The organism is Kitasatospora sp. NPDC058046 (assembly GCF_042885595.1).
Classification (GTDB): domain Bacteria; phylum Actinomycetota; class Actinomycetes; order Streptomycetales; family Streptomycetaceae; genus Kitasatospora.
Genome location: NZ_JBHVRS010000001.1, coordinates 628,545 through 646,325, shown reverse-complemented (window position 1 = coordinate 646,325; position 17,781 = coordinate 628,545). Strand labels below are relative to the sequence as shown.

The following is a 17,781-nucleotide window of genomic DNA, read 5'->3' as shown; positions in this document are numbered from 1 at the left end:
CATCGTGCAGAGTTCTCTGGCCGGTGCGGTCCACCCGTCGGTGGAACCGTTCGGACCCCGATCGATCACCCGTCGTCGGTCCGCACCCGCTCCCGGCCCCCACCGGTCCGGGGCAGCCTCGCGGGGGGAGGCTGCCCCGGGTCCGCCGGGATGCTCCGGCGGGGAGGGCGCTTCGCTGCGCCCTCCCCGCTGTGACGTTCTCCCGGTCGTACGACCGGCCGGATGCACGCCCGGCCGTGCGGACGGGGTCAGTGGTGGAAGCCCGGCCGGGGCGGCACCCCGAGCTCCCGGAGCGGGACGGGCTGGCGCCGCAGCTCCGGCAGCAGCCGGTCGAGGTCGGCCAGCAGCAGGTCGGCGAGGTCCCGGGAGAAGCCGTTGCGGCAGACCACCCGGAGCACCGACAGGTCCTCCCGGTTCGCCGGGAAGGTGTACGCGGGGACCTGCCAGCCGCGCTCGCGCAGCCGCCGTGAGACGTCGAACACGTCGAACGGGACGTCCCCCTCGGTGGTGAGGGCGAACACCGGGACCTGGTCGCCCCGGGTCAGCAGCCGGAAGCCGTCCAGCTTCCCGATCCGCCCGGCCAGGTAGGTGGCGACCTCGCGGCAGGCGCCCTGGACGGCCCGGAAGCCCTCCCGGCCGAGCCGCAGGAAGACGTAGTACTGGGCCACCACCTCGGCGCCGGGCCGGGAGAAGTTGAGGGCGAAGGTCGGCATCTCGCCGCCCAGGTAGTTGACCCGGAAGACCAGCTCCTCCGGCAGCGCCGCCCGGTCGCGCCAGAGCGCCCAGCCCACGCCGGGGTACACCAGGCCGTACTTGTGGCCGGAGGTGTTGATCGAGGCCACCCGGGGCAGCCGGAAGTCCCAGAGCAGCTCCGGGTCGAGGAAGGGCGCCACCATGGCGCCGGAGGCGCCGTCCACGTGCACCGGGACGTCGGTGCCGGTGCGCTCCTGGTAGGCGTCCAGGGCCGCGCAGATCTCCGCGACCGGCTCGTACGAGCCGTCGAAGGTGGAGCCGAGCACGCCGACCACCCCGATGGTGTCCTCGTCGCACAGGGCGACCGCCCGCTCGGCGTCCAGGTGGAAGCGGGTGCCCTCCATCGGCGCGGTGCGCGCCTCGATCTCCCAGAAGTTGCAGAACTTCTCCCAGCACACCTGCACGTTGACGCCCATCACCAGGTTGGGCCGGGCCCCGGCGGCGTAGCGGTCGGCGTTGCGGTGCATCCAGCGGCGCTTGAGCGCCATGCCGGCCAGCATGCAGGCCTCGCTGGAGCCGGTGGTGGAGCAGCCGACCGCGCCGTCCGGGTCGGGGGCGTGCCAGAGGTCGGCGAGGATCGCCACGCAGCGCCGCTCCAGTTCGGCGGTCTGCGGGTACTCGTCCTTGTCGATCATGTTCTTGTCGAGGCACTCGGTCATCAGCCGGGTGGCCTGGGCCTCCATCGAGGTGGTGACGAAGGTCGCCAGGTTGAGCTTGGCGTTGCCGTCCAGCATCAGCTCGTCGTGGATCAGCTGGTACGCGGTCTCGGCCGCGACCGGGACCTCGCCGAGCCGGTGCAGCGGCGGGGCCAGCTTCATCGCGCCCAGCGGGTCGGCGATGGTCGGGTACGGGCCGATGCTCAGCCGGCGGTCGCCGCCGGCCCCCTTGTGCAGCGCCATGGCGTCCTGCCGTCCTTCGGGTCGGTGGCCGTGTCCCGTCCCACGCTGCCACCGGGTGCCGGGCGACGCATCCGCGCGGTCCGCCGCCCCCGCTCCGGGGTCAGGCCGCCGCCTCCGGGTGGACCTGGTCGCGGGCGGCCCGGTACTGCTGACGCACCGCCGAGCCGATCGCCAGGTCCTGCTCCCCGTCGGGCTCGACGGTCTCGGCGTCCGGCAGCTCCCACTCCGGGGGCTGCGGGGTGCCGGCCAGTGCCCAGGCGGCCTGCCGGGCGGCCCCGCGGGCGGCGTGCGCGCCGGGCGGCGGCACCACGACCGGGACGCCGAACAGCATCGGGGCGATGTGCCGGACGGCGGGCAGCCGCCCGGCCGTGCCGAGCAGGAACACCCGCTTCACCGGGACGCCCCGGGCGCGCAGCACGTCGAGGGCGTCGGCGATGTTGCAGAGCATGCCCTCGACGGCGGCCCGGGCCAGGTGCTGAGGGGTCATCGCCTCGGCCCGCAGGCCGGTCAGGGTGCCGGCCGCGTGCGGCAGCGCGGGGGTGCGCTCGCCGTCCAGGTACGGCAGCAGCACCAGGCCGTAGGCGCCGGGGGAGGAGTGCAGGGCGAGGTCGCTCAGGCCCTCCAGGTCCCGGCCGAGCAGGGCGGCCGTGGAGCGGAGCACCTGGGCGGCGTTGAGGGTGGCGACCATCGGCAGGTGCCGGCCGCTGGCGTCGGCGAAGGAGGAGACCAGGCCGGACGCGTCGACCACGGCCTCCTCGTGCACCGCGAAGATCGTCCCGGCGCTGCCGAGCGAGACCACCGCGTCGCCCGGGCCGAGGCCCAGGCCCAGCGCGGCGGCCATGTTGTCCCCGGTGCCGGCCGAGATCAGCAGGCCCTCGGGGGTGTGCCCGGCGGGCTCGGCCGGGGGCAGGACGTCGGGCAGTCTGAGCTCGTGGCCGAGCGCCAGCTCCACCAGGTCCTGCCGGTACTCGCCGGTGATCGGCGACCAGTAGCCGGTGCCGGAGGCGTCGCCGCGGTCGGTGGTGCGGCGCTTGGGGTGGCCGAGCAGCTGCCAGACCAGCCAGTCGTGCGGCAGCAGCACCTCGGCGACCCGGCGGGCGTTGGCCGGCTCGAACTCGGCCAGCCAGCGCAGCTTGGCGACGGTGTACGTGGGGGCCGGCACGGAGCCGATCGCGGCCGTCCAGGCGGCCGGGCCGCCGAGGGCGTCCAGCAGTTTGGCGGCGGCGCCGCTGGAGCGCGGGTCGTTCCAGAGGATCGCCGGGCGGACCAGCACCCCGCCCGCGTCGAGGCCGATCATCCCGTGCTGCTGGGCGCTGACCCCGATCGCCCGGACGCTCTCCAGCAGGCCGCCGGTCGCGGCGTCGCCGAGCGAGTGCAGCCAGACCTGGGGGTCGGCCTCGCCCGGGCGCAGGTCCTGGTCCTCGGGGACGGGGTGCGGCGCCTTGCCGGAGCGCAGGACGGCGCCGGTGTCGGCGTCGCACGCGACGATCCTGGTGCGGTTGGTCGAGCTGTCTATCCCCGCGACGATGGCCATGCCGAGATCATGCCTCAGCCCGGCCCCGGACGCGTCCGGGCCGGGCGGCCTGTTGCGGGTTCGCGACCCCGGGTCGGGGTCCGCTTCGCCCAGCTGTCACCGTCCCGTCACGGACGGCGGGTACCCGGCCCGACCGCCCCGGGTGAGGCGGTCGGGCCGGGCCCGGCGCTCACGGCCGGAAGGTCCCCCAGCCGTCGTCCTCCGCCCTGGTGCGGTTGAAGTACGGCACCCGGTCGGTGACGGCGTTCGGCAGCCGGTCGCCGACCCGGCCGGCGACCGCGTCGGCCGCCTTCCCGGCCACCGCACCGGCCTGCTGCCGGGCCCGGTCGGTCGCGTTCTGGACCGTGGGGTTCCGGGCGATCTCCCGGGTGACCTTGGCGATCTGTTCGTAGCGCTGGCGCCCGGCTCGCGAGCCCAGGACGTAGCCGGCCGCGAAACCCACGGCCAACGACAGCTTCCACATGGTCGGATCCACCCTCTCCTGGCGGCCTCTGCCGCATTGCCCTACCCGTACGTCGGGACGGCGAACCGTCCGCGCCCCAGCATCCCCGGCCCCGTCGCCGGGCGCGCGCGGGGCACGCCGGGCGGCGATCCGGGGGCGATCCGGGAAAGCGATTGGCGGACCACCCCCCCGAGTGCGCTAATGTATGTCCCGCAGCGAGCGCCGAGGAGCCCGGGAGACCGGGGGCCGAGGCGGGAGTCGATCCCCCATAGCTCAATTGGCAGAGCAGCCGACTGTTAATCGGCAGGTTATTGGTTCGAGTCCAATTGGGGGAGCTCGGGAGAAGGCCCTCCGGGGTCCTGTTCCCGTCCGTGGTACGGAAGTTGGGTACCGCGATCCCGCATAGCTCAATTGGCAGAGCAGCCGACTGTTAATCGGCAGGTTATTGGTTCGAGTCCAATTGCGGGAGCTGCACCGGGCCTGCCCGGTGACTGCTCAGAGCGAAGGCCCCTCGGTCGACCGGGGGGCCTTCGTGTTGTCCCCGGCTGGCTCCGCGGCGTGACGTGCGCGACACCGCCCCCGGGCCCGGGTCGCCGCAGGGCCGGCACCGGGGGCGGCTCCCGGGTCAGGCGGTCGCCTTCCGGTAGAGCTCGGCGACCCGCTGGTCGAAGGTGACGCTGTACGAGGTGCCGGGGGTCTCCCCGCCCTCCTGGTAGCCGCCGATCACGCCGACCACCGCGCCGTTCGAGGTGACCCACGGGCTGCCGCTGGTGCCGTCGGTGTAGCCGCCGCAGTCGAAGCGCTCCTGGGTGGCGCTCTGCGAGCTGGTGCGGACGGCGCAGGTGATCGGCTCGTCGCTCTCGTTCGGGTAGCCGGTGACCGAGACGGACAGCCCGAAGCCCTGGCCGGTGCCGACCGGGTTGCCGCCGACCGCCTCCTCGACCTGCCGGCCGTCGACCGGGCCCACCGTGACGAAGGCCACGTCGTACTCGGGGTCGTCGCCGGCCGCCCAGCGCGGGTCGACGGTGATCGCCTGCACCGGCCAAGTCCCGTACGGGGTGGACCCGTTGCGGTAGCCGGGGGTGAACACCAGGCCGTCCAGCAGGCCGATCCGGCGGGTCTGCACGCAGTGCGCCGCGGTGACCAGCAGGTTGCCCCGGGGGCTGTGCACCACGCTCGCGGTGCAGGCCCGCGGTCCCTGCGCGGTGTGGATGGAGAGGGTGCCGATCCGGTCCCGGGCGGGGCTCCGCTGCGCGACCTCGGCGCGGGGCGCCGCGTCCTGCCCGCCGCAGGCGGTGCCGGCGGCCAGCAGCAGGGCGGCCAGCGCGACCGTTCGTGCCGTGTGCGCGGGCCGCGCCGGGCGGGAGGCCATCGGGGCTCCGTCTCGTCCTCGGGGCGGGCACCGGGGCCGTGCGTTCCGCCGTTCGTGAGGAAGATCTACCAGGCCGGGCCCGGCGGCGCCACCGCCGGGGTCCCGCCCGCCGTCCGGTCAGCCGGTGGCGCGGTCGTACAGGGCCTGGACGCGGTCGCCGAAGTAGCTGCTGTACGAGGTGTCCGGGCTGTTGCCGCCCTCCTGGTAGCCGCCGATCACGCCGACCACGGTGCCGGTCCTGGTGCTCGGGTCGAAGTCGGTGACCCAGGGGCTGCCGCTGGTGCCGCCGGTGTAGTCGGGGCAGTCGATCCGCAGCTGGGTGGGGCTCTGCTGGAGGGTGGTGTTGGAGCAGGTGATCGGGACGCCGCTGCTGCTCGGGTAGCCGGTGATCTTCACCGGGAGCCGGTAGCCGCGGTTGACGCCCAGTCGGTTGGCGCCGAGCACCTGCTGGACCTGCTGCCCGTTCTGGGCCTGGACGACCGCGAAGGCGACGTCCATGTCCGGGTCGGCGTGGTCGTTCCAGGCGTCGTCCACGGTGACGGCCAGCAGCGGCCAGACGCCGCTGGGGGTGTCGCCGTCGCGGTAGCCGGGGACGAAGACCAGGTCGCCGCGCCGGCCGAGCTTCGGGTCCCAGACGCAGTGGGCGGCGGTGACGACGAGGTTGAGCCCGGCGCTGTCGACCACGCTGGCGGTGCAGAAGTGGTCGCCGGTGGCGTTGCGGGTGAATACCGCGCCGACCAGGCCGTTGAGCACGGTGGGCTTGGCGGTGCGGGTGACGCCGGTGTGCCGGCCGGACGCGCCTTTGAACCGCTGCCGGTTCCAGCCGTGGCTGTTGACGGCGGCGGAGGTGGCGGCGGCGGTGGGTGGTGCGGAGGTGACGGTCGGGGAGCTTCCGCCCGGCCGCGCCGCGGTGGTGCAGCCCGCCGCGGCCAGCACCAGTGCGAGCGCCGCGGCCGCCGCCCCCGTCCCACGTGTCGTCATCCGCCCAGGCTGCCCCGGACGGGTGCCCCGCCGCCACCCGGGCTGCGCCGCCCGGGAGGGGCGCACCGTCGCGCACCCAGGTGCGCCCCCGGCGAGCATCACGGGTGATCGACCGGCTATGCTGCCCGGGACGGCCTCGCTGGGGCCGTCTGCTGCTGCCGTGTCGACGACCGGCGCGCGCGGCGAACCGGGGCGGTAGCTCAGCCGGTTAGAGCAGGGGACTCATAATCCCTTGGTCGTGGGTTCGAGTCCCACCCGCCCCACCTTCTCGATGTGCGACGAGTGTCGTGACGACCCTTCGCGGGCGGGCCGCCGAGCCGGGGCCCGCCGTCTTTCCACCGCATGCGACGTCGCAGAGTCTAGGCCGCGGCCACCCTCCTTCCCCGTGTGGCGCGCCGGAATTCACCCGCCCGTGGGCATCGGTCCCGACCGTCCCCGACGGCTCTCCGCGGCCGTTCATCCCCTCTTTCCCGTCACCGGACCCTGGCGCCGCGCGCTCAAAAAGTGATATCACTTTGCCATCGGATGCGGATGCTCGCCGAAGGAGTCGCCCCATGACCACCCCGCCTTTCGCCGTCGAGGACGGTGCCGTCCTGGACCTCCCGGTCCCCAAGATCACCGAACGGGCCATCACCGGGGCGGCCGGCCTGCCGGTCCTCGGCGGCACGCTGCTCGGCCTGCTCGCCGGAGTCGGCTCCTTCGTCGCCGGTGCGGTCCAACTCTCCGGCAGCGGAAAGGGGTTGGGCATCGGGCTGATGGTCCTCGGGCCGGTGCTGCTGCTCGGCTCGGTGGTGCTGATGTGCGGGCTGACGGTGGTCTCGCCCGGACAGGCCCGGGTGGTCCAGCTGCTCGGGCGCTACCGGGGCACCGTCCGCGCCGAGGGCATGACCTGGCTGAACCCCTTCACCAGCCGGCGCCGGATATCCACCCGGATCCGCAACCACGAGACGGAGACCACCAAGGTCAACGACGCGGACGGCAACCCGATCGAGATGGCCGCCGTGGTGGTCTGGCAGGTCGAGGACACCGCGATGGCGGTCTTCGAGGTGGACGACTACGCCGACTTCGTCGCCATCCAGACCGAGACGGCCGTACGGCACATCGCCACCAGCTACCCGTACGACGCCCACCACGAGGGCCAGTTGTCGCTGCGCGACGGCGCGGACGAGATCGCCCGCAAGCTCTCCACCGAGATCGCCGCCAGGGTCGCCGCGGCCGGAGTGCGGGTCATCGAGTCCCGGATCACCAGGCTCGCGTACGCTCCGGAGGTCGCCCAGGTGATGCTCCAGCGCCAGCAGGCCGGGGCCGTGGTGGCGGCGCGCAGGCTGATCGTCGAGGGCGCCGTCGGTATGGTCGAGGAGGCGCTGGACCGGCTCGCCGAACGCGATGTCGTGGAGCTGGACGAGGAGCGCAAGGCCGCCATGGTGAGCAACCTCCTGGTGGTGCTCTGCGGCGACCGCGGCACCCAGCCCGTCGTGAACACGGGCTCCCTCTACCAGTAAGGCGAGGCCTTGGCGACGGAACGGAAGAAGCTCCTGTTGCGACTGGACCCTTCAGTTCACGACGCGCTGGCCCGGTGGGCCGGGGACGAACTGCGCAGCACCAACGCCCAGATCGAGTTCCTGCTCCGCCGCGCCCTCACCGACGCCGGCCGGATGCCCGGCGGCGCGGCCCGGCTCCCCCGGCGCGGACGCCCGCCCAAGGAGAGCCCGTCCGAGGAGAGCCCGGAGAGCCGCCCGGAGAGCCCGGAGAGTCCGCAGAGCGGTGGTTCCGCGGCGGACTGACCGCGGCGGGCCGGGCACCGACCGAACGACCGGAGAACGAGATGGACCTGCTCGCCAAACTGCCCAGCAAGCCGCCCGCCGACCTCCCCGTCAACCTGCCCGAGAAGCTGTACCTGCTCGCCTACGACCCGCGGCGCGGGCGGATCACCCGGCAGTCCACCCTCCACCTGGTGCTGCAGGCGGCGGCGCTGACCGAACTGCTGCGCCGCGGACTGGTGCGCGAGGAGGGCCGGACGGCCGTCGCGAGGGTCCGGGACTCCGCCGCCTCGGCCGGCCTCGACCCGTACAGCGCCTACCTGCTGGGCCGGATCCAGGAGAAGCGGCCGCACAGCTGGAGCTGGTGGATCGGCCGCGCCCCCAGCGTCGGGCGCGACCAGCCGGCCCGGCGGATCCGGGAGGGCCTGGCGGAGGCGGGCTGGATCGGCCTCCAGCAGGGCCGGGCGGCCGGGGTGTTCCCGGTCACCCGGGTCACCCTGGACGGGCCCGAGGTGCGCGCGGCGCTGGCGGCCTCCGTCACCGCCGCGCTGAAGGGCCCGCTCAGCCGGGTGGACCCGGCCGACGCGGCGCTGGTGGCCCTGGTCGCCGCGGGGCGGCTGCGCACGGTGCTGGATCCCAAGCAGCGCCGGGAGTACCGAGGCCGGATCGAGAAGCTGTACCCGGCGGCCGGCCCGGTCCCGAAGGCGCTCGGCTCGGCCCTCGCCTGGCGCCCGGCCCCCCCCCGGGGGGCCTGCGCCGTCGGGGGCGGCGGGGCCGCCCCGGGGGGGGGCGCCCCGCCCGGGGGGGGGGCCCCCGCCCGCCCCCCGGGGGGGCGGGCCCCCCCGCGTCCGCCTTATGCTGGCCGGATGCTCGAAGCCGCCCTGCTGCCGACCCCGCTGGTGGACTGCACCGACGAGGCCTTCGCCCGGGCCGGGGTGGAGCTGCGGCTGAAGCGGGACGACCTGCTGCACCCGACCGTCCCCGGCAACAAGTGGCGCAAGCTGGCGCCCAACCTGGCCGCCGCCGTGGAGCAGGGCCACACCCGGCTGCTGACCTTCGGCGGCGCCTACTCGACCCACCTGCGGGCCGTCGCGGCCGCCGCCGGGGCGCTCGGACTGGAGAGCGTGGGGCTGGTCCGCGGCGAGGAGCTGGCCGACCGGCCGCGCAACTGGTCGCTGCGGGCCGCCGAGGCGGCCGGGATGCGGCTGGAGTTCCTGACCCGGGCCGCGTACCGGGAGGCCACCGGCCGGGCCGAGGGGGAGGACGGCGCGGCGGACCCGCTCCGCCGCTGGGGTCCCTGCCTGGTGCTCCCGGAGGGCGGCTCCAACGCCCTGGCCGCCGTCGGCGCGGCCGCGATCCCGGCCGAACTGCCCGACCTCGGCGAGCGGGACGTGGTCTGCTGCCCGGTCGGCACCGGCGGCACCCTGGCCGGCATCGCGGCCGGCCTGCCGGCGGGCGCCCGGGCGCTCGGGGTGGCGGTGCTGCGCGGCGGCGAGGGCTACCTGGAGGAGGAGGTCGCCCGGCTGCACCGGGCCGCCTACGGGCGCGGGTTCGACAACTGGCGGATCGACCACGGGCACCACGGCGGCGGCTACGGGAAGGTCCCAGCCGAGCTGGCCGGCTTCGCCGAGCGGTTCGAGCGCCGCCACGGCGTCCCGCTGGAGCGCCGCTACGTCGCCAAGCTGCTCGCCGCGCTGGCGGACCTGGCGGCGGCGGGCGCCTTCCCGCGCGGGACCCGCCTCACCGCCGTCGTCACCGGGCTGCCGGATCCGGAGTAGCGGCCGCCGGCCGTCGGGGCGAGGCGCCCACGGTTCAGCCGCGCGAGGTGCCCGCCCGGACGCCGGGCCGCCCGCCCTCCCCGGGCGAACGCGGGGAGGACGGGCGGGAGTTCGACGGGCGGCCCGGCCCTCAGGCGGGCCGGAGGCCGGGCGCGGTCAGCCGAAGGTCAGGTTCGCGCACGGGTCGGTGTCGGCGGTGCGGGTGTTCTCCGCTATGCCGGTGGGGACGCCGCCCGGGAGGGCGCCGGGGGTGCTGCCCGCGGTGGCGCCCGGGGTGGCGCCCGCCCCGGCAGGGGCCGCGGCGGCAGGGGCCCCGGCGGCAGCCCCGGGCGCGGTCCCGACACCGGGCTCCGGGCTCGGGGCGGCCACCGCGTCGATCCGGGTGCCCGCCCCGCGGTAGTCGGCGCCGAGGGTGACGGTGACCGCCCCCGAGCCGGGCTCCTCGACCGCCTTGGCACCGGGGAAGAGCGCCACGACCTGGTCGGCGACGGCCTTCAGCGCGGGGTCGTAGGAGACCTGGGTGGCCTGCTGCCCGGGGGAGTTGGGGCCGAGGGTGATGCTCCGGAAGCCGCGCGCCTTGAGCGTCTCGGCGCCGGAGCCGGCCAGGCCGGGCGTGCCGACCCCGTTGACCACGGTGATCGGCGCCGCGGCCTGCTCCGGGGTGAGCGGCGTGGCCGGGGCGGCCGGGGCACCCGGGTCGGCGCCGGGGGAGGAGGTCACCTGGCCCGTCCCGGAGGTGCTCTGCCCGTCCAGGGTGCGGTCCTCGCGCAGCAGCTTCCAGAGCGCGTCGGCGTCCGGCTGGACCAGCCGCACCCGCTCGCCGGCGAAGCGCCAGGGGGCGGTGACGAAGGAGACGTCCGAGAGCTTGATGTCCTGGATCGAGCGGGCGAAGTCCACCAGCTTCATCGCGGTGCCGAGACCCTCGTCCACGGTGAGCGACTTGGTGGCCGCGTCGGCCAGCGGCAGCAGGGTGGGCAGCGAGAAGCCCTGGCCCTGCACCTTCTTGATCATCGACGAGAGGAAGGCCTGCTGGCGCTTCATCCGGCCGATGTCGGAGTTGTCGCCGATGCCGTGGCGCGCTCTCAGGTAGTCCACCGCGGACTGCCCGGAGAGCTTCTGGAGGCCCTTCTTGAGGTGTATGCCGAACTGGTTGACGTCGTTGGGCACGCAGGCCTCCACGCCGCCCACGGCGTCGGACATCGCGGCCGCGCCCTTGAAGTCGACCACGACGGTGTGGTCGATCCGCAGCCCGGTCAGCTTCTCGACGGTGTTCTGGGTGCAGGCCGGGTTGCCGCTCTCCGCCAGGCCGACGGTGAAGGCGGAGTTGAACATCTGGTCGTTCTTCGGCGTCGTCCAGCTGCCGTTCGGCAGCTTGCAGGACGGGATGGTGACCAGGGTGTCGCGGGGGATCGAGACGCCGACGGCGTGCTTGTGGTCGGCGTAGATGTGCACCAGGATCGCGGTGTCCGAGTGGCCGACGCCCTCGTCGCCGCCGCCCAGCGAGTCGTTGCCCCCGTCGCGGGTGTCCGAGCCGAGCAGCAGCACGTTGACCGGCACCTGGGCGCCGGGGCTGGCCGGCACGGCGGCCGGCGGGCGCTCGGTGGCGACGCCGCCCGGGTCGAAGGTGGTGATGTTGTTGTCCAGCCGGTGGTAGAACCAGGCTCCGGCACCCGCGACCGACAGCACCAGTGCGGCGGCCAGGCCGATGGCGGTCCGCAGGTAGCGGCGCCGACGCGCACTGCTGCTCATCCTCAGTGCCCCCCGTCTTCAGGTATCTCGCGTTCGATGTTCGATGTTCGAACGTTAGACGTTCCGGGAGGCGGTTCGGTTACCCCCCCGGGGCCAACGGACAGCCCCCGGGACCTGTGATGCTGGTCACGCGCCAGGGCCGGAGGCGCCCGCGAGCATCCTCCGGAGCAGGTCGCGCAGGGCCGTCCGCTCGTCCGGGCCGAGTGCGGCCAGCGGCTCGCGGGCGAAGTTGAGCGACTCGCGGAGCTCCTCGGAGGCGGCCGAGCCGGTGCCGGTGGCGGCGACCAGCTTGACCCGGCGGTCGTGCCGGTCGGCCTCGCGGGTGACGAAGCCGCGGGATTCGAGCCGGTCGACGATGCCGGTGATGTTGGAGGGCTCGCAGCTGAGCGTCTGGGCGATCTGGCGCATCGGCATCGGTCCGCGCCGCAGCAGGGCGAGCACCTTGGCCTGGGCGCCGGTGAGCGAGCGGGCGGCGGCGGCCTCCTCGTACTCGCGGTGGAACAGCGCGACCAGGTTGGCCATCAGGTCGACGACCTCGCGGGTGATCTCGTCGGGCTGCGGCGTGGCGTCCTCGACGGGCTGGGTCTCCATGGTCAAAAGTCTACCTGAAAAGTTGACAGGGTGAACCTTTCATGCCCATCGTTACTTCAGTTCATCAACCTTTCATGTTGTGAACCGCGCCCGAACCCGCACCCGAACCCTCAAGGAGCCCCCGATGGCAGAGCAGGCCGCCACCCCCGCGACCGCCCGTGAATGGCACCTCGCCGCCCGCCCCCAGGGCTGGCCGGTGCCGACCGACTTCGCCCTGGTCGAGGCCCCGGTCCGGACCCCCGGCCCGGGCGAGGTCCTGGTCCGCAACGTCTACCTCTCGGTGGACCCGTACATGCGGGGCCGGATGTCGGACCGCAAGTCCTACGCGGAGCCGTACGAGCTGGACAAGCCGATGCTGGGCGGCGCGGTCGGCCGGGTCGTCGCCTCGCGGGCGGAGGGCTTCGCCGAGGGCGACTACGTCCTGCACTTCTTCGGCTGGCGCGAGTACGCGACGTTCGACCCCAGGGCGGCCGTCAAGGTGGACCCGGACGCCGCGCCGCTCTCCACCTACCTGGGCGTGCTGGGCATGCCGGGGCTGACCGCGTACGCGGGGCTGACGCGGGTCGCCGGGATCAAGGCCGGCGACGTGGTGTTCGTGTCCGGTGCGGCCGGCGCCGTGGGCGGCATCGTCGGCCAGCTCGCCAGGCTGAAGGGCGCGTCGCGGGTGATCGGCTCCGCCGGCTCGGACGAGAAGGTCGAACTCCTGGTGGAGGAGTACGGGTTCGACGCCGCGTTCAACTACAAGAACGGTCCGGTGGCCGACCAGCTCCGGGCGGCGGCCCCCGACGGCATCGACGTGTACTTCGACAACGTGGGCGGCGAGCACCTCGAAGCGGCGATCGACTCGATCAACCTGCACGGGCGCATCGTGGTCTGCGGCATGATCTCGCAGTACAACGCCACCGAGCCCACTCCGGCCCCGCGCAACCTGGCGCAGATCATCGCCAAGCGCTTCCGCATGGAGGGGCTGCTCGTCGGCGACCACTACGACCTCCAGCCGAAGTTCGTCGAGGAGGTCTCGGCGTGGGTGCGCTCCGGTGAGCTGAAGTACCGCGAGACGGTGAGCGAGGGCATCGACGGCACGGTGGACGCCTTCCTCGGTCTGCTGAGCGGCGTCAACACCGGCAAGATGGTCGTCCGCCTGGACGGCTGACGACCCGTCAGGAGGTCCGACCGCCCCGCCGCCCCCACCGGGTGGCGGGGCGGTCCGTCGTGTGCGGCCCGCGGTCGGGCGCGGGCGCCGCGGCCGCACTACCGCATTCCGTCCGGATCCGAAAGTGCGTCATCCATCCTGTGGCGCCTCGCGGTACGGTGGTCCCGCCGACGATGGGGCCGTTCGGGGGAGAGATCCGGCCGAGGGGTAGACCTCGTTGAGGATTCGACTAGCATTGAGCGAAAGCCTGTCCGTTTTGCTCAATTTAGTAGCTTAATGTCGGCTAACGTGAGTAACTGCGGATCAACTGCAGGCACGAGGCAGCTGGGGAAGGCGACCCTCGTCCACAGCCTGGAGGTCCCGGTGACGACACGTGGAGTCCTGTACGTCCACTCCGCGCCCCGCGCGCTGTGCCCGCACGTCGAGTGGGCCGTCGCGGGGGTGCTCGGTGTGCGGGTGAGCCTGGACTGGATCCGCCAGCCGGCCGCACCCGGGCACTGGCGTGCCGAGCTCTCCTGGCAGGGGGAGCCCGGTACGGCTTCGAAACTCGCCTCCGCGCTGCGCGGCTGGCAGCTGATGCGGTACGAGGTGACCAGCGAGCCCTGCGCCACGGCGGAGGGGGAGCGGTACAGCAGCACGCCCTCGCTCGGCATCTTCCACGCCGTCACGGGCATCCACGGCGACATCCTGATCCCCGAGGACCGGTTGCGCGCCGTCCTGCTGCGCGCCCGCAGCGAGGGCGCCGACCTGGAGGCCGAGATCGCCCGGCTGCTCGGCAAGCCCTGGGACGACGAGCTGGAGCCGTTCCGGTACGCGGGCGAGGGCGCGCCGGTGCGCTGGCTGCACCAGGTGGTCTGAGGCCGGCGGGCCGGGCGGACAGTACGGGTACGGCGAAGATGGGTACGACGGAGGGGCCGGCGCTCACGGCGAGCGCCGGCCCCTCCGTCACGGGCGTCAGTGGGTGCGGAAGGCCAGCACCACGTTGTGGCCGCCGAAGCCGAACGAGTTGTTCAGCGCGGCGATCCGGCCCTCGGGCAGCTTCCGGGCCTCGTCGCGGACGATGTCGGCCTCCACGTCGTCGTCCAGCTCGTCCACGTTGATGGTCGGCGGGGCGATCCGGTGGTACAGGGCCAGCACGGTGGCGACGGTCTCGATGCCGCCGGCGCCGCCCAGCAGGTGGCCGGTCATCGACTTGGTGGCCGAGACGGCGATGTGGTCGAGGTCGTCGCCCAGCTCCTTGCGCAGCGCCTTCAGCTCGGCGGTGTCGCCCTGCGGGGTCGAGGTGGCGTGCGCGTTGACGTGCACGATCTCGGCCTTGTCCAGCTCGTTGCGCTCGAACAGGTCGGCCAGCGCGCGGGCCACGCCGGCGCCGGTCGGCTCGGGCTGGGCGATGTGGTGGGCGTCCGAGGACAGGCCCTGGCCCACGGCCTCGCAGTAGATCCGGGCGCCGCGCGCCTCGGCGTGCTCGATCGACTCCAGCACGACCACGCCGGCGCCCTCGCCCAGCACGAAGCCGTCGCGGCCCTTGTCGTACGGGCGGGAGGCGCGCTGGGGCTGGTCGTTGTTCTTGGACATCGCCATCATGTTGGCGAACGCGGCGATCGGCAGCGGGTGGATCGCGGCCTCGGTGCCGCCGGCCACCACGACGTCGGCGCGGCCGGTGCGGATCATCTCGATCGCGTAGCCGATCGCCTCGGCGCCGGAGGCGCAGGCGGAGACGGGGGTGTGCACACCCGCGCGTGCGCCGACCTCCAGACCGACGTTGGCCGCCGGGGAGTTGGGCATCAGCATCGGGACGGTGTGCGGGGAGACCTTGCGGGCGCCCTTCTCCTTCAGCACGTCGTACTGGTCGAGGAGGGTGGTCACGCCGCCGATGCCGGAGGCGATGACGGTGCCCAGGCGCTCGGGGGCGAGCTTGGAGGACTCGTCGGTGGCGGGGGTCTCGAAGCCCGCGTCGGCCCAGGCCTCGCGGGCGGCGATCAGCGCGAACTGGGCCGAGCGGTCCAGCTTGCGGGCCAGTGGGCGGGGCAGGATGGTGCCGGGCTCGACGGCGGTGCGTGCGGCGATCTTGACGGGCAGGTCCTCGGCCCACTCCTCGGTCAGGGCGACCACGCCGGACTTGCCGGCGACCAGGTTCTCCCAGGTGCTGGCGGCGTCGGCGCCCAGCGGCGTGAAGGCGCCGATACCCGTGACGACCACGGTGCGGTTTTCAGCGGTCACTGGTTTCTTCTTCTCTCACGTGTGCAGGGGTCGGCGGCGTGCCGAGGATGGGCCCGGCCGGGCGCCCCGGTGAGGGGGCGTCCCGGCCGGTGGGGTCGGTCGGGCTCCACGAGCCCGGCCGACCGGTCAGCCCCCGCCGGCGTACGGGACGCCGGGCGGGCTGGCCGAGTCGAACGACTCGATCGCTCAGGCGGCGTTGGCGAGGATGTAGTCCACCGCGTCGCCGACGGTCTTCAGGTTCTTGACCTCGTCGTCCGGGATCTTGACGTCGAAGCGCTCCTCGGCGGCCACGACGACCTCGACCATGGACAGCGAGTCGACGTCCAGGTCATCGGTGAAGGACTTGTCGAGCGCGACATCCTCGGTCGGGATACCGGCGATCTCGTTGACGATCTCGGCGAGACCTTCCAGGACCTCGTCCTTGGTAGCCATACTGGCTGCTCCTCTTCGGTGTTGAACGCGTCCGGCCGGCGGCCGGACACAGGCTTGTGGATTGGGCGAATGCGCCTAGGGGAGAGTAACGACTGCCGCGGCGTACACGAGACCCGCCCCGAACCCGATGATCAGGGCCAGGTCCCCGCTGTGGGCCTCACCGCTCTCCAGCATGCGTTCCATCGCCAGCGGGATGGAGGCGGCGGAGGTGTTGCCGGTCTCGGCGATGTCGCGGGCGACGGGCACCGACTCCGGCAGCTTGAGCGCCTTGATCATGGCATCCGTGATCCGCATGTTGGCCTGGTGCGGGATGAACGCGCCGAGCTGGTCGGCGGTGATCCCGGCGGCGTCCAGCGCCTGCTGGGCCACCTTGGCCATCTCCCACACCGCCCAGCGGAAGACCGGCTGGCCGTCCATCCGCAGGGCCGGCCACTTGGTCTCCTCGCCCGCGCCGTTGACGGCGTCGGACTTGGCGAAGGCGGTGTCCCAGGCCTCGGTCTGGGTGATCAGGTCGGCCTGCGAGCCGTCCGAGCCCCAGACCAGCTTGCCGATGCCGGGAGTGTCGGACGGGCCGACGACCACGGCGCCGGCGCCGTCGCCGAAGATGAAGGCGGTGGAGCGGTCCGACCGGTCGGTCAGATCGCTGAGCCGCTCGACGCCGATGACCAGCACGTACTCGGCGTTGCCGCCGCGGATCATGCCGTCGGCCAGGCCCAGGCCGTAGCCGAAGCCGGCGCAGGCGGCCGAGATGTCGAAGGCCGGGGCGGTGCCGCAGCCGAGCCGCTCGGAGATCTCGGTGGCGATCGCCGGGGTCTGCTTGAAGTGCGAGACGGTCGAGACGATCACGCCGCCGATCTGCTCGGCGGTGATCCCGGCCTGGGCGATCGCCTTGCCGGCGGCCTGGACGGACATCTCGGAGACGGACTCCTCCGGGCCGGCCCAGCGGCGCTCGGCGATCCCGCTGCGGGTGCGGATCCACTCGTCCGAGGAGTCGATCCACTCCAGGACCTCGGAGTTGGGGATCACCCGGACCGGACGGTAGCCGCCGACGCCGAGGATGCGCGAGTACTGCGCGCCGCTCACCGGACGGATCTGGGGCTTGGTCATGCCTGGTTCTCCTGCTCCTGACCGCCGTGCTCCGCGACGAGCGCGCGGGCCTTGTCCAGATCGGCGGGGGTCTTGAGGGCGAGCGTGGCCACACCCTTGAGGTTGCGCTTGAGCAGCGCGGTGAGGGTGCCGGCCGGGGACAGCTCGATCACGGCCGTCGCGCCCAGCTGCCCGAGGGTCTCCATGCAGAGGTCCCAGCGGACCGGGTTGGAGACCTGCGACACCAGGCGGGCGAGGACCTCCGCGCCGGAGTCCACGACCGCGCCGTCCTTGTTGGAGACGTAGCGGACCTTCGGGTCGGCCACGCTGGTCAGGGTCGGGGCCAGCTCGGCCAGCCGCTCGACGCCCGGGGCCATGTGCTCGGTGTGGAAGGCGCCGGCCACCTTGAGGGCCACCAGCTTGGAGCGGGTCGGCGGGTCCGCCTTCAGCGCCTCCAGCTGGTCCAGCGTGCCGGCGGCGACGATCTGGCCGCCGCCGTTGTTGTTGGCCGCCGTCAGGCCGTGCTCGGCCAGCTTGGCCGCGACCTCCTCCGGCTCGCCGCCGAGCAGGGCGAGCATGCCCGTCTCGGTGACGGCGGCGGCCTCGGCCATGGCCCGGCCGCGCTCGCGCACGAAGGTCAGCGCGTCGTGGGCGGTGAGCACCCCGGCGCCGGCGGCGGCGGTGATCTCACCGACGCTGTGGCCGGCCACGGCGCCGACCAGCGCACGGGCGGCGTCCTCGTCCGGGAACAGCTCCCGGGCGGTCACCAGACCGGCCGCGACCAGCAGCGGCTGGGCGACGGCGGTGTCCTTGATCTCCTCGGCGGACGCCTCGGTCCCGGCGCGCACCAGGTCGAGCCCGGCGACCTCCGACCAACCGCGCAGGCGGTCGGCGACGCCGTCGAGCTCCAGCCAGGGGCTGAGGAAACCGGGGGACTGGGCACCCTGTCCAGGGGCGACGATTACGAGCACGGTTCAACCCTCTCTCGCCAGGCGCCCAGGGGCGGGTAGGCGACGGTAACGAAGAAAACC

16 protein-coding genes and 3 tRNA genes are annotated in these 17,781 nt (G+C 73.8%); 8 read left to right on the top strand and 11 right to left on the bottom strand.

Annotated elements, in window-relative coordinates; all coding sequences use genetic code 11:
* Nucleotides 1–248: 248 nt before the first annotated feature.
* The 3 genes from ACFVU7_RS03005 to ACFVU7_RS02995 all read right to left on the bottom strand — a co-directional run bounded on the left by ACFVU7_RS03005 (nucleotide 249) and on the right by ACFVU7_RS02995 (nucleotide 3,661).
* On the bottom strand, nucleotides 249–1,652 hold the full coding sequence (locus tag ACFVU7_RS03005; RefSeq protein ID WP_074000755.1) for a glutamate decarboxylase: 1,404 nt from the start codon (nucleotides 1,650–1,652) through the stop codon (nucleotides 249–251).
* A 100-nt stretch (nucleotides 1,653–1,752) separates the two neighbouring features.
* Nucleotides 1,753–3,186 carry an FGGY family carbohydrate kinase gene (locus ACFVU7_RS03000; protein WP_380745223.1) on the bottom strand — a complete coding sequence of 478 codons (1,434 nt, stop codon included), beginning with the start codon at nucleotides 3,184–3,186 and terminating at the stop codon, nucleotides 1,753–1,755.
* A 169-nt stretch (nucleotides 3,187–3,355) separates the two neighbouring features.
* Nucleotides 3,356–3,661, bottom strand: a complete 306-nt coding sequence (locus ACFVU7_RS02995) for a hypothetical protein (protein ID WP_310593127.1) — start codon at nucleotides 3,659–3,661, stop codon at nucleotides 3,356–3,358.
* Between the two features lie 229 nt (nucleotides 3,662–3,890).
* Here ACFVU7_RS02995 and ACFVU7_RS02990 point away from each other — a divergent pair.
* Both ACFVU7_RS02990 and ACFVU7_RS02985 read left to right on the top strand, forming a co-directional pair.
* Nucleotides 3,891–3,963, top strand: a tRNA-Asn gene (locus tag ACFVU7_RS02990).
* Between the two features lie 61 nt (nucleotides 3,964–4,024).
* Nucleotides 4,025–4,097, top strand: a tRNA-Asn gene (locus tag ACFVU7_RS02985).
* Nucleotides 4,098–4,253: 156 nt separating this feature from the next.
* On the opposite strand, the gene ACFVU7_RS02980 is transcribed toward ACFVU7_RS02985, so the two are convergent.
* Together ACFVU7_RS02980 and ACFVU7_RS02975 are read right to left on the bottom strand one after the other, a co-directional pair.
* Nucleotides 4,254–5,000: a serine protease gene (locus ACFVU7_RS02980; RefSeq protein WP_053111986.1), complete on the bottom strand. Its 747-nt coding sequence runs from the start codon at nucleotides 4,998–5,000 to the stop codon at nucleotides 4,254–4,256.
* Between the two features lie 117 nt (nucleotides 5,001–5,117).
* The gene (locus ACFVU7_RS02975; RefSeq protein WP_375876424.1) at nucleotides 5,118–5,981 is read right to left on the bottom strand and encodes a trypsin-like serine peptidase; all 864 of its coding nucleotides are present in this window, start codon (nucleotides 5,979–5,981) and stop codon (nucleotides 5,118–5,120) included.
* A 189-nt stretch (nucleotides 5,982–6,170) separates the two neighbouring features.
* Between ACFVU7_RS02975 and ACFVU7_RS02970 the strand changes: the two genes are divergently transcribed.
* The 4 genes from ACFVU7_RS02970 (at nucleotide 6,171) to ACFVU7_RS02955 (ending at nucleotide 9,519) form a co-directional block, all read left to right on the top strand.
* Nucleotides 6,171–6,244: transfer RNA gene (locus ACFVU7_RS02970), tRNA-Ile, on the top strand.
* Nucleotides 6,245–6,535: 291 nt separating this feature from the next.
* Nucleotides 6,536–7,483, top strand: coding sequence for an SPFH domain-containing protein (locus tag ACFVU7_RS02965; RefSeq protein WP_380781117.1), 948 nt, complete (start codon nucleotides 6,536–6,538; stop codon nucleotides 7,481–7,483).
* Between the two features lie 9 nt (nucleotides 7,484–7,492).
* The gene (locus ACFVU7_RS02960) at nucleotides 7,493–7,765 is read left to right on the top strand and encodes a hypothetical protein (RefSeq protein WP_388043987.1); all 273 of its coding nucleotides are present in this window, start codon (nucleotides 7,493–7,495) and stop codon (nucleotides 7,763–7,765) included.
* Nucleotides 7,766–7,806: 41 nt separating this feature from the next.
* Nucleotides 7,807–9,519: a pyridoxal-phosphate dependent enzyme gene (locus tag ACFVU7_RS02955; protein ID WP_388043985.1), complete on the top strand. Its 1,713-nt coding sequence runs from the start codon at nucleotides 7,807–7,809 to the stop codon at nucleotides 9,517–9,519.
* A 156-nt stretch (nucleotides 9,520–9,675) separates the two neighbouring features.
* Here ACFVU7_RS02955 and ACFVU7_RS02950 read toward each other — a convergent pair whose 3' ends face one another.
* Both ACFVU7_RS02950 and ACFVU7_RS02945 read right to left on the bottom strand, forming a co-directional pair.
* Nucleotides 9,676–11,268: an LCP family protein gene (locus tag ACFVU7_RS02950; RefSeq protein WP_388043983.1), complete on the bottom strand. Its 1,593-nt coding sequence runs from the start codon at nucleotides 11,266–11,268 to the stop codon at nucleotides 9,676–9,678.
* A 126-nt stretch (nucleotides 11,269–11,394) separates the two neighbouring features.
* Nucleotides 11,395–11,859, bottom strand: a complete 465-nt coding sequence (locus tag ACFVU7_RS02945; RefSeq protein WP_074000762.1) for a MarR family winged helix-turn-helix transcriptional regulator — start codon at nucleotides 11,857–11,859, stop codon at nucleotides 11,395–11,397.
* A 124-nt stretch (nucleotides 11,860–11,983) separates the two neighbouring features.
* Between ACFVU7_RS02945 and ACFVU7_RS02940 the strand changes: the two genes are divergently transcribed.
* A complete protein-coding gene (locus ACFVU7_RS02940) occupies nucleotides 11,984–13,012 on the top strand; it encodes an NADP-dependent oxidoreductase (RefSeq protein ID WP_388043980.1) in 1,029 nt (342 codons plus the stop codon).
* A 363-nt stretch (nucleotides 13,013–13,375) separates the two neighbouring features.
* Nucleotides 13,376–13,870 (top strand): DUF3145 domain-containing protein, encoded by a 495-nt coding sequence (locus ACFVU7_RS02935; RefSeq protein WP_049656686.1) that lies wholly within the window; start codon nucleotides 13,376–13,378, stop codon nucleotides 13,868–13,870.
* Between the two features lie 96 nt (nucleotides 13,871–13,966).
* Here the strand turns inward: ACFVU7_RS02935 and fabF are convergent, their stop codons facing one another.
* The 4 genes from fabF to ACFVU7_RS02915 form a co-directional block, all read right to left on the bottom strand.
* Complete coding sequence (gene fabF / locus ACFVU7_RS02930) at nucleotides 13,967–15,232, bottom strand: beta-ketoacyl-ACP synthase II (protein ID WP_049656688.1); 1,266 nt, start codon at nucleotides 15,230–15,232, stop codon at nucleotides 13,967–13,969.
* Nucleotides 15,233–15,418: 186 nt separating this feature from the next.
* The gene (locus ACFVU7_RS02925; protein ID WP_049656691.1) at nucleotides 15,419–15,664 is read right to left on the bottom strand and encodes an acyl carrier protein; all 246 of its coding nucleotides are present in this window, start codon (nucleotides 15,662–15,664) and stop codon (nucleotides 15,419–15,421) included.
* A 75-nt stretch (nucleotides 15,665–15,739) separates the two neighbouring features.
* Nucleotides 15,740–16,771, bottom strand: a complete 1,032-nt coding sequence (locus ACFVU7_RS02920) for a beta-ketoacyl-ACP synthase III (protein WP_049656693.1) — start codon at nucleotides 16,769–16,771, stop codon at nucleotides 15,740–15,742.
* The gene (locus ACFVU7_RS02915) at nucleotides 16,768–17,721 is read right to left on the bottom strand and encodes an ACP S-malonyltransferase (protein ID WP_074000763.1); all 954 of its coding nucleotides are present in this window, start codon (nucleotides 17,719–17,721) and stop codon (nucleotides 16,768–16,770) included. Before ACFVU7_RS02915 ends, ACFVU7_RS02920 begins: the two co-directional genes overlap by 4 nt.
* Nucleotides 17,722–17,781 lie beyond the last annotated feature (60 nt).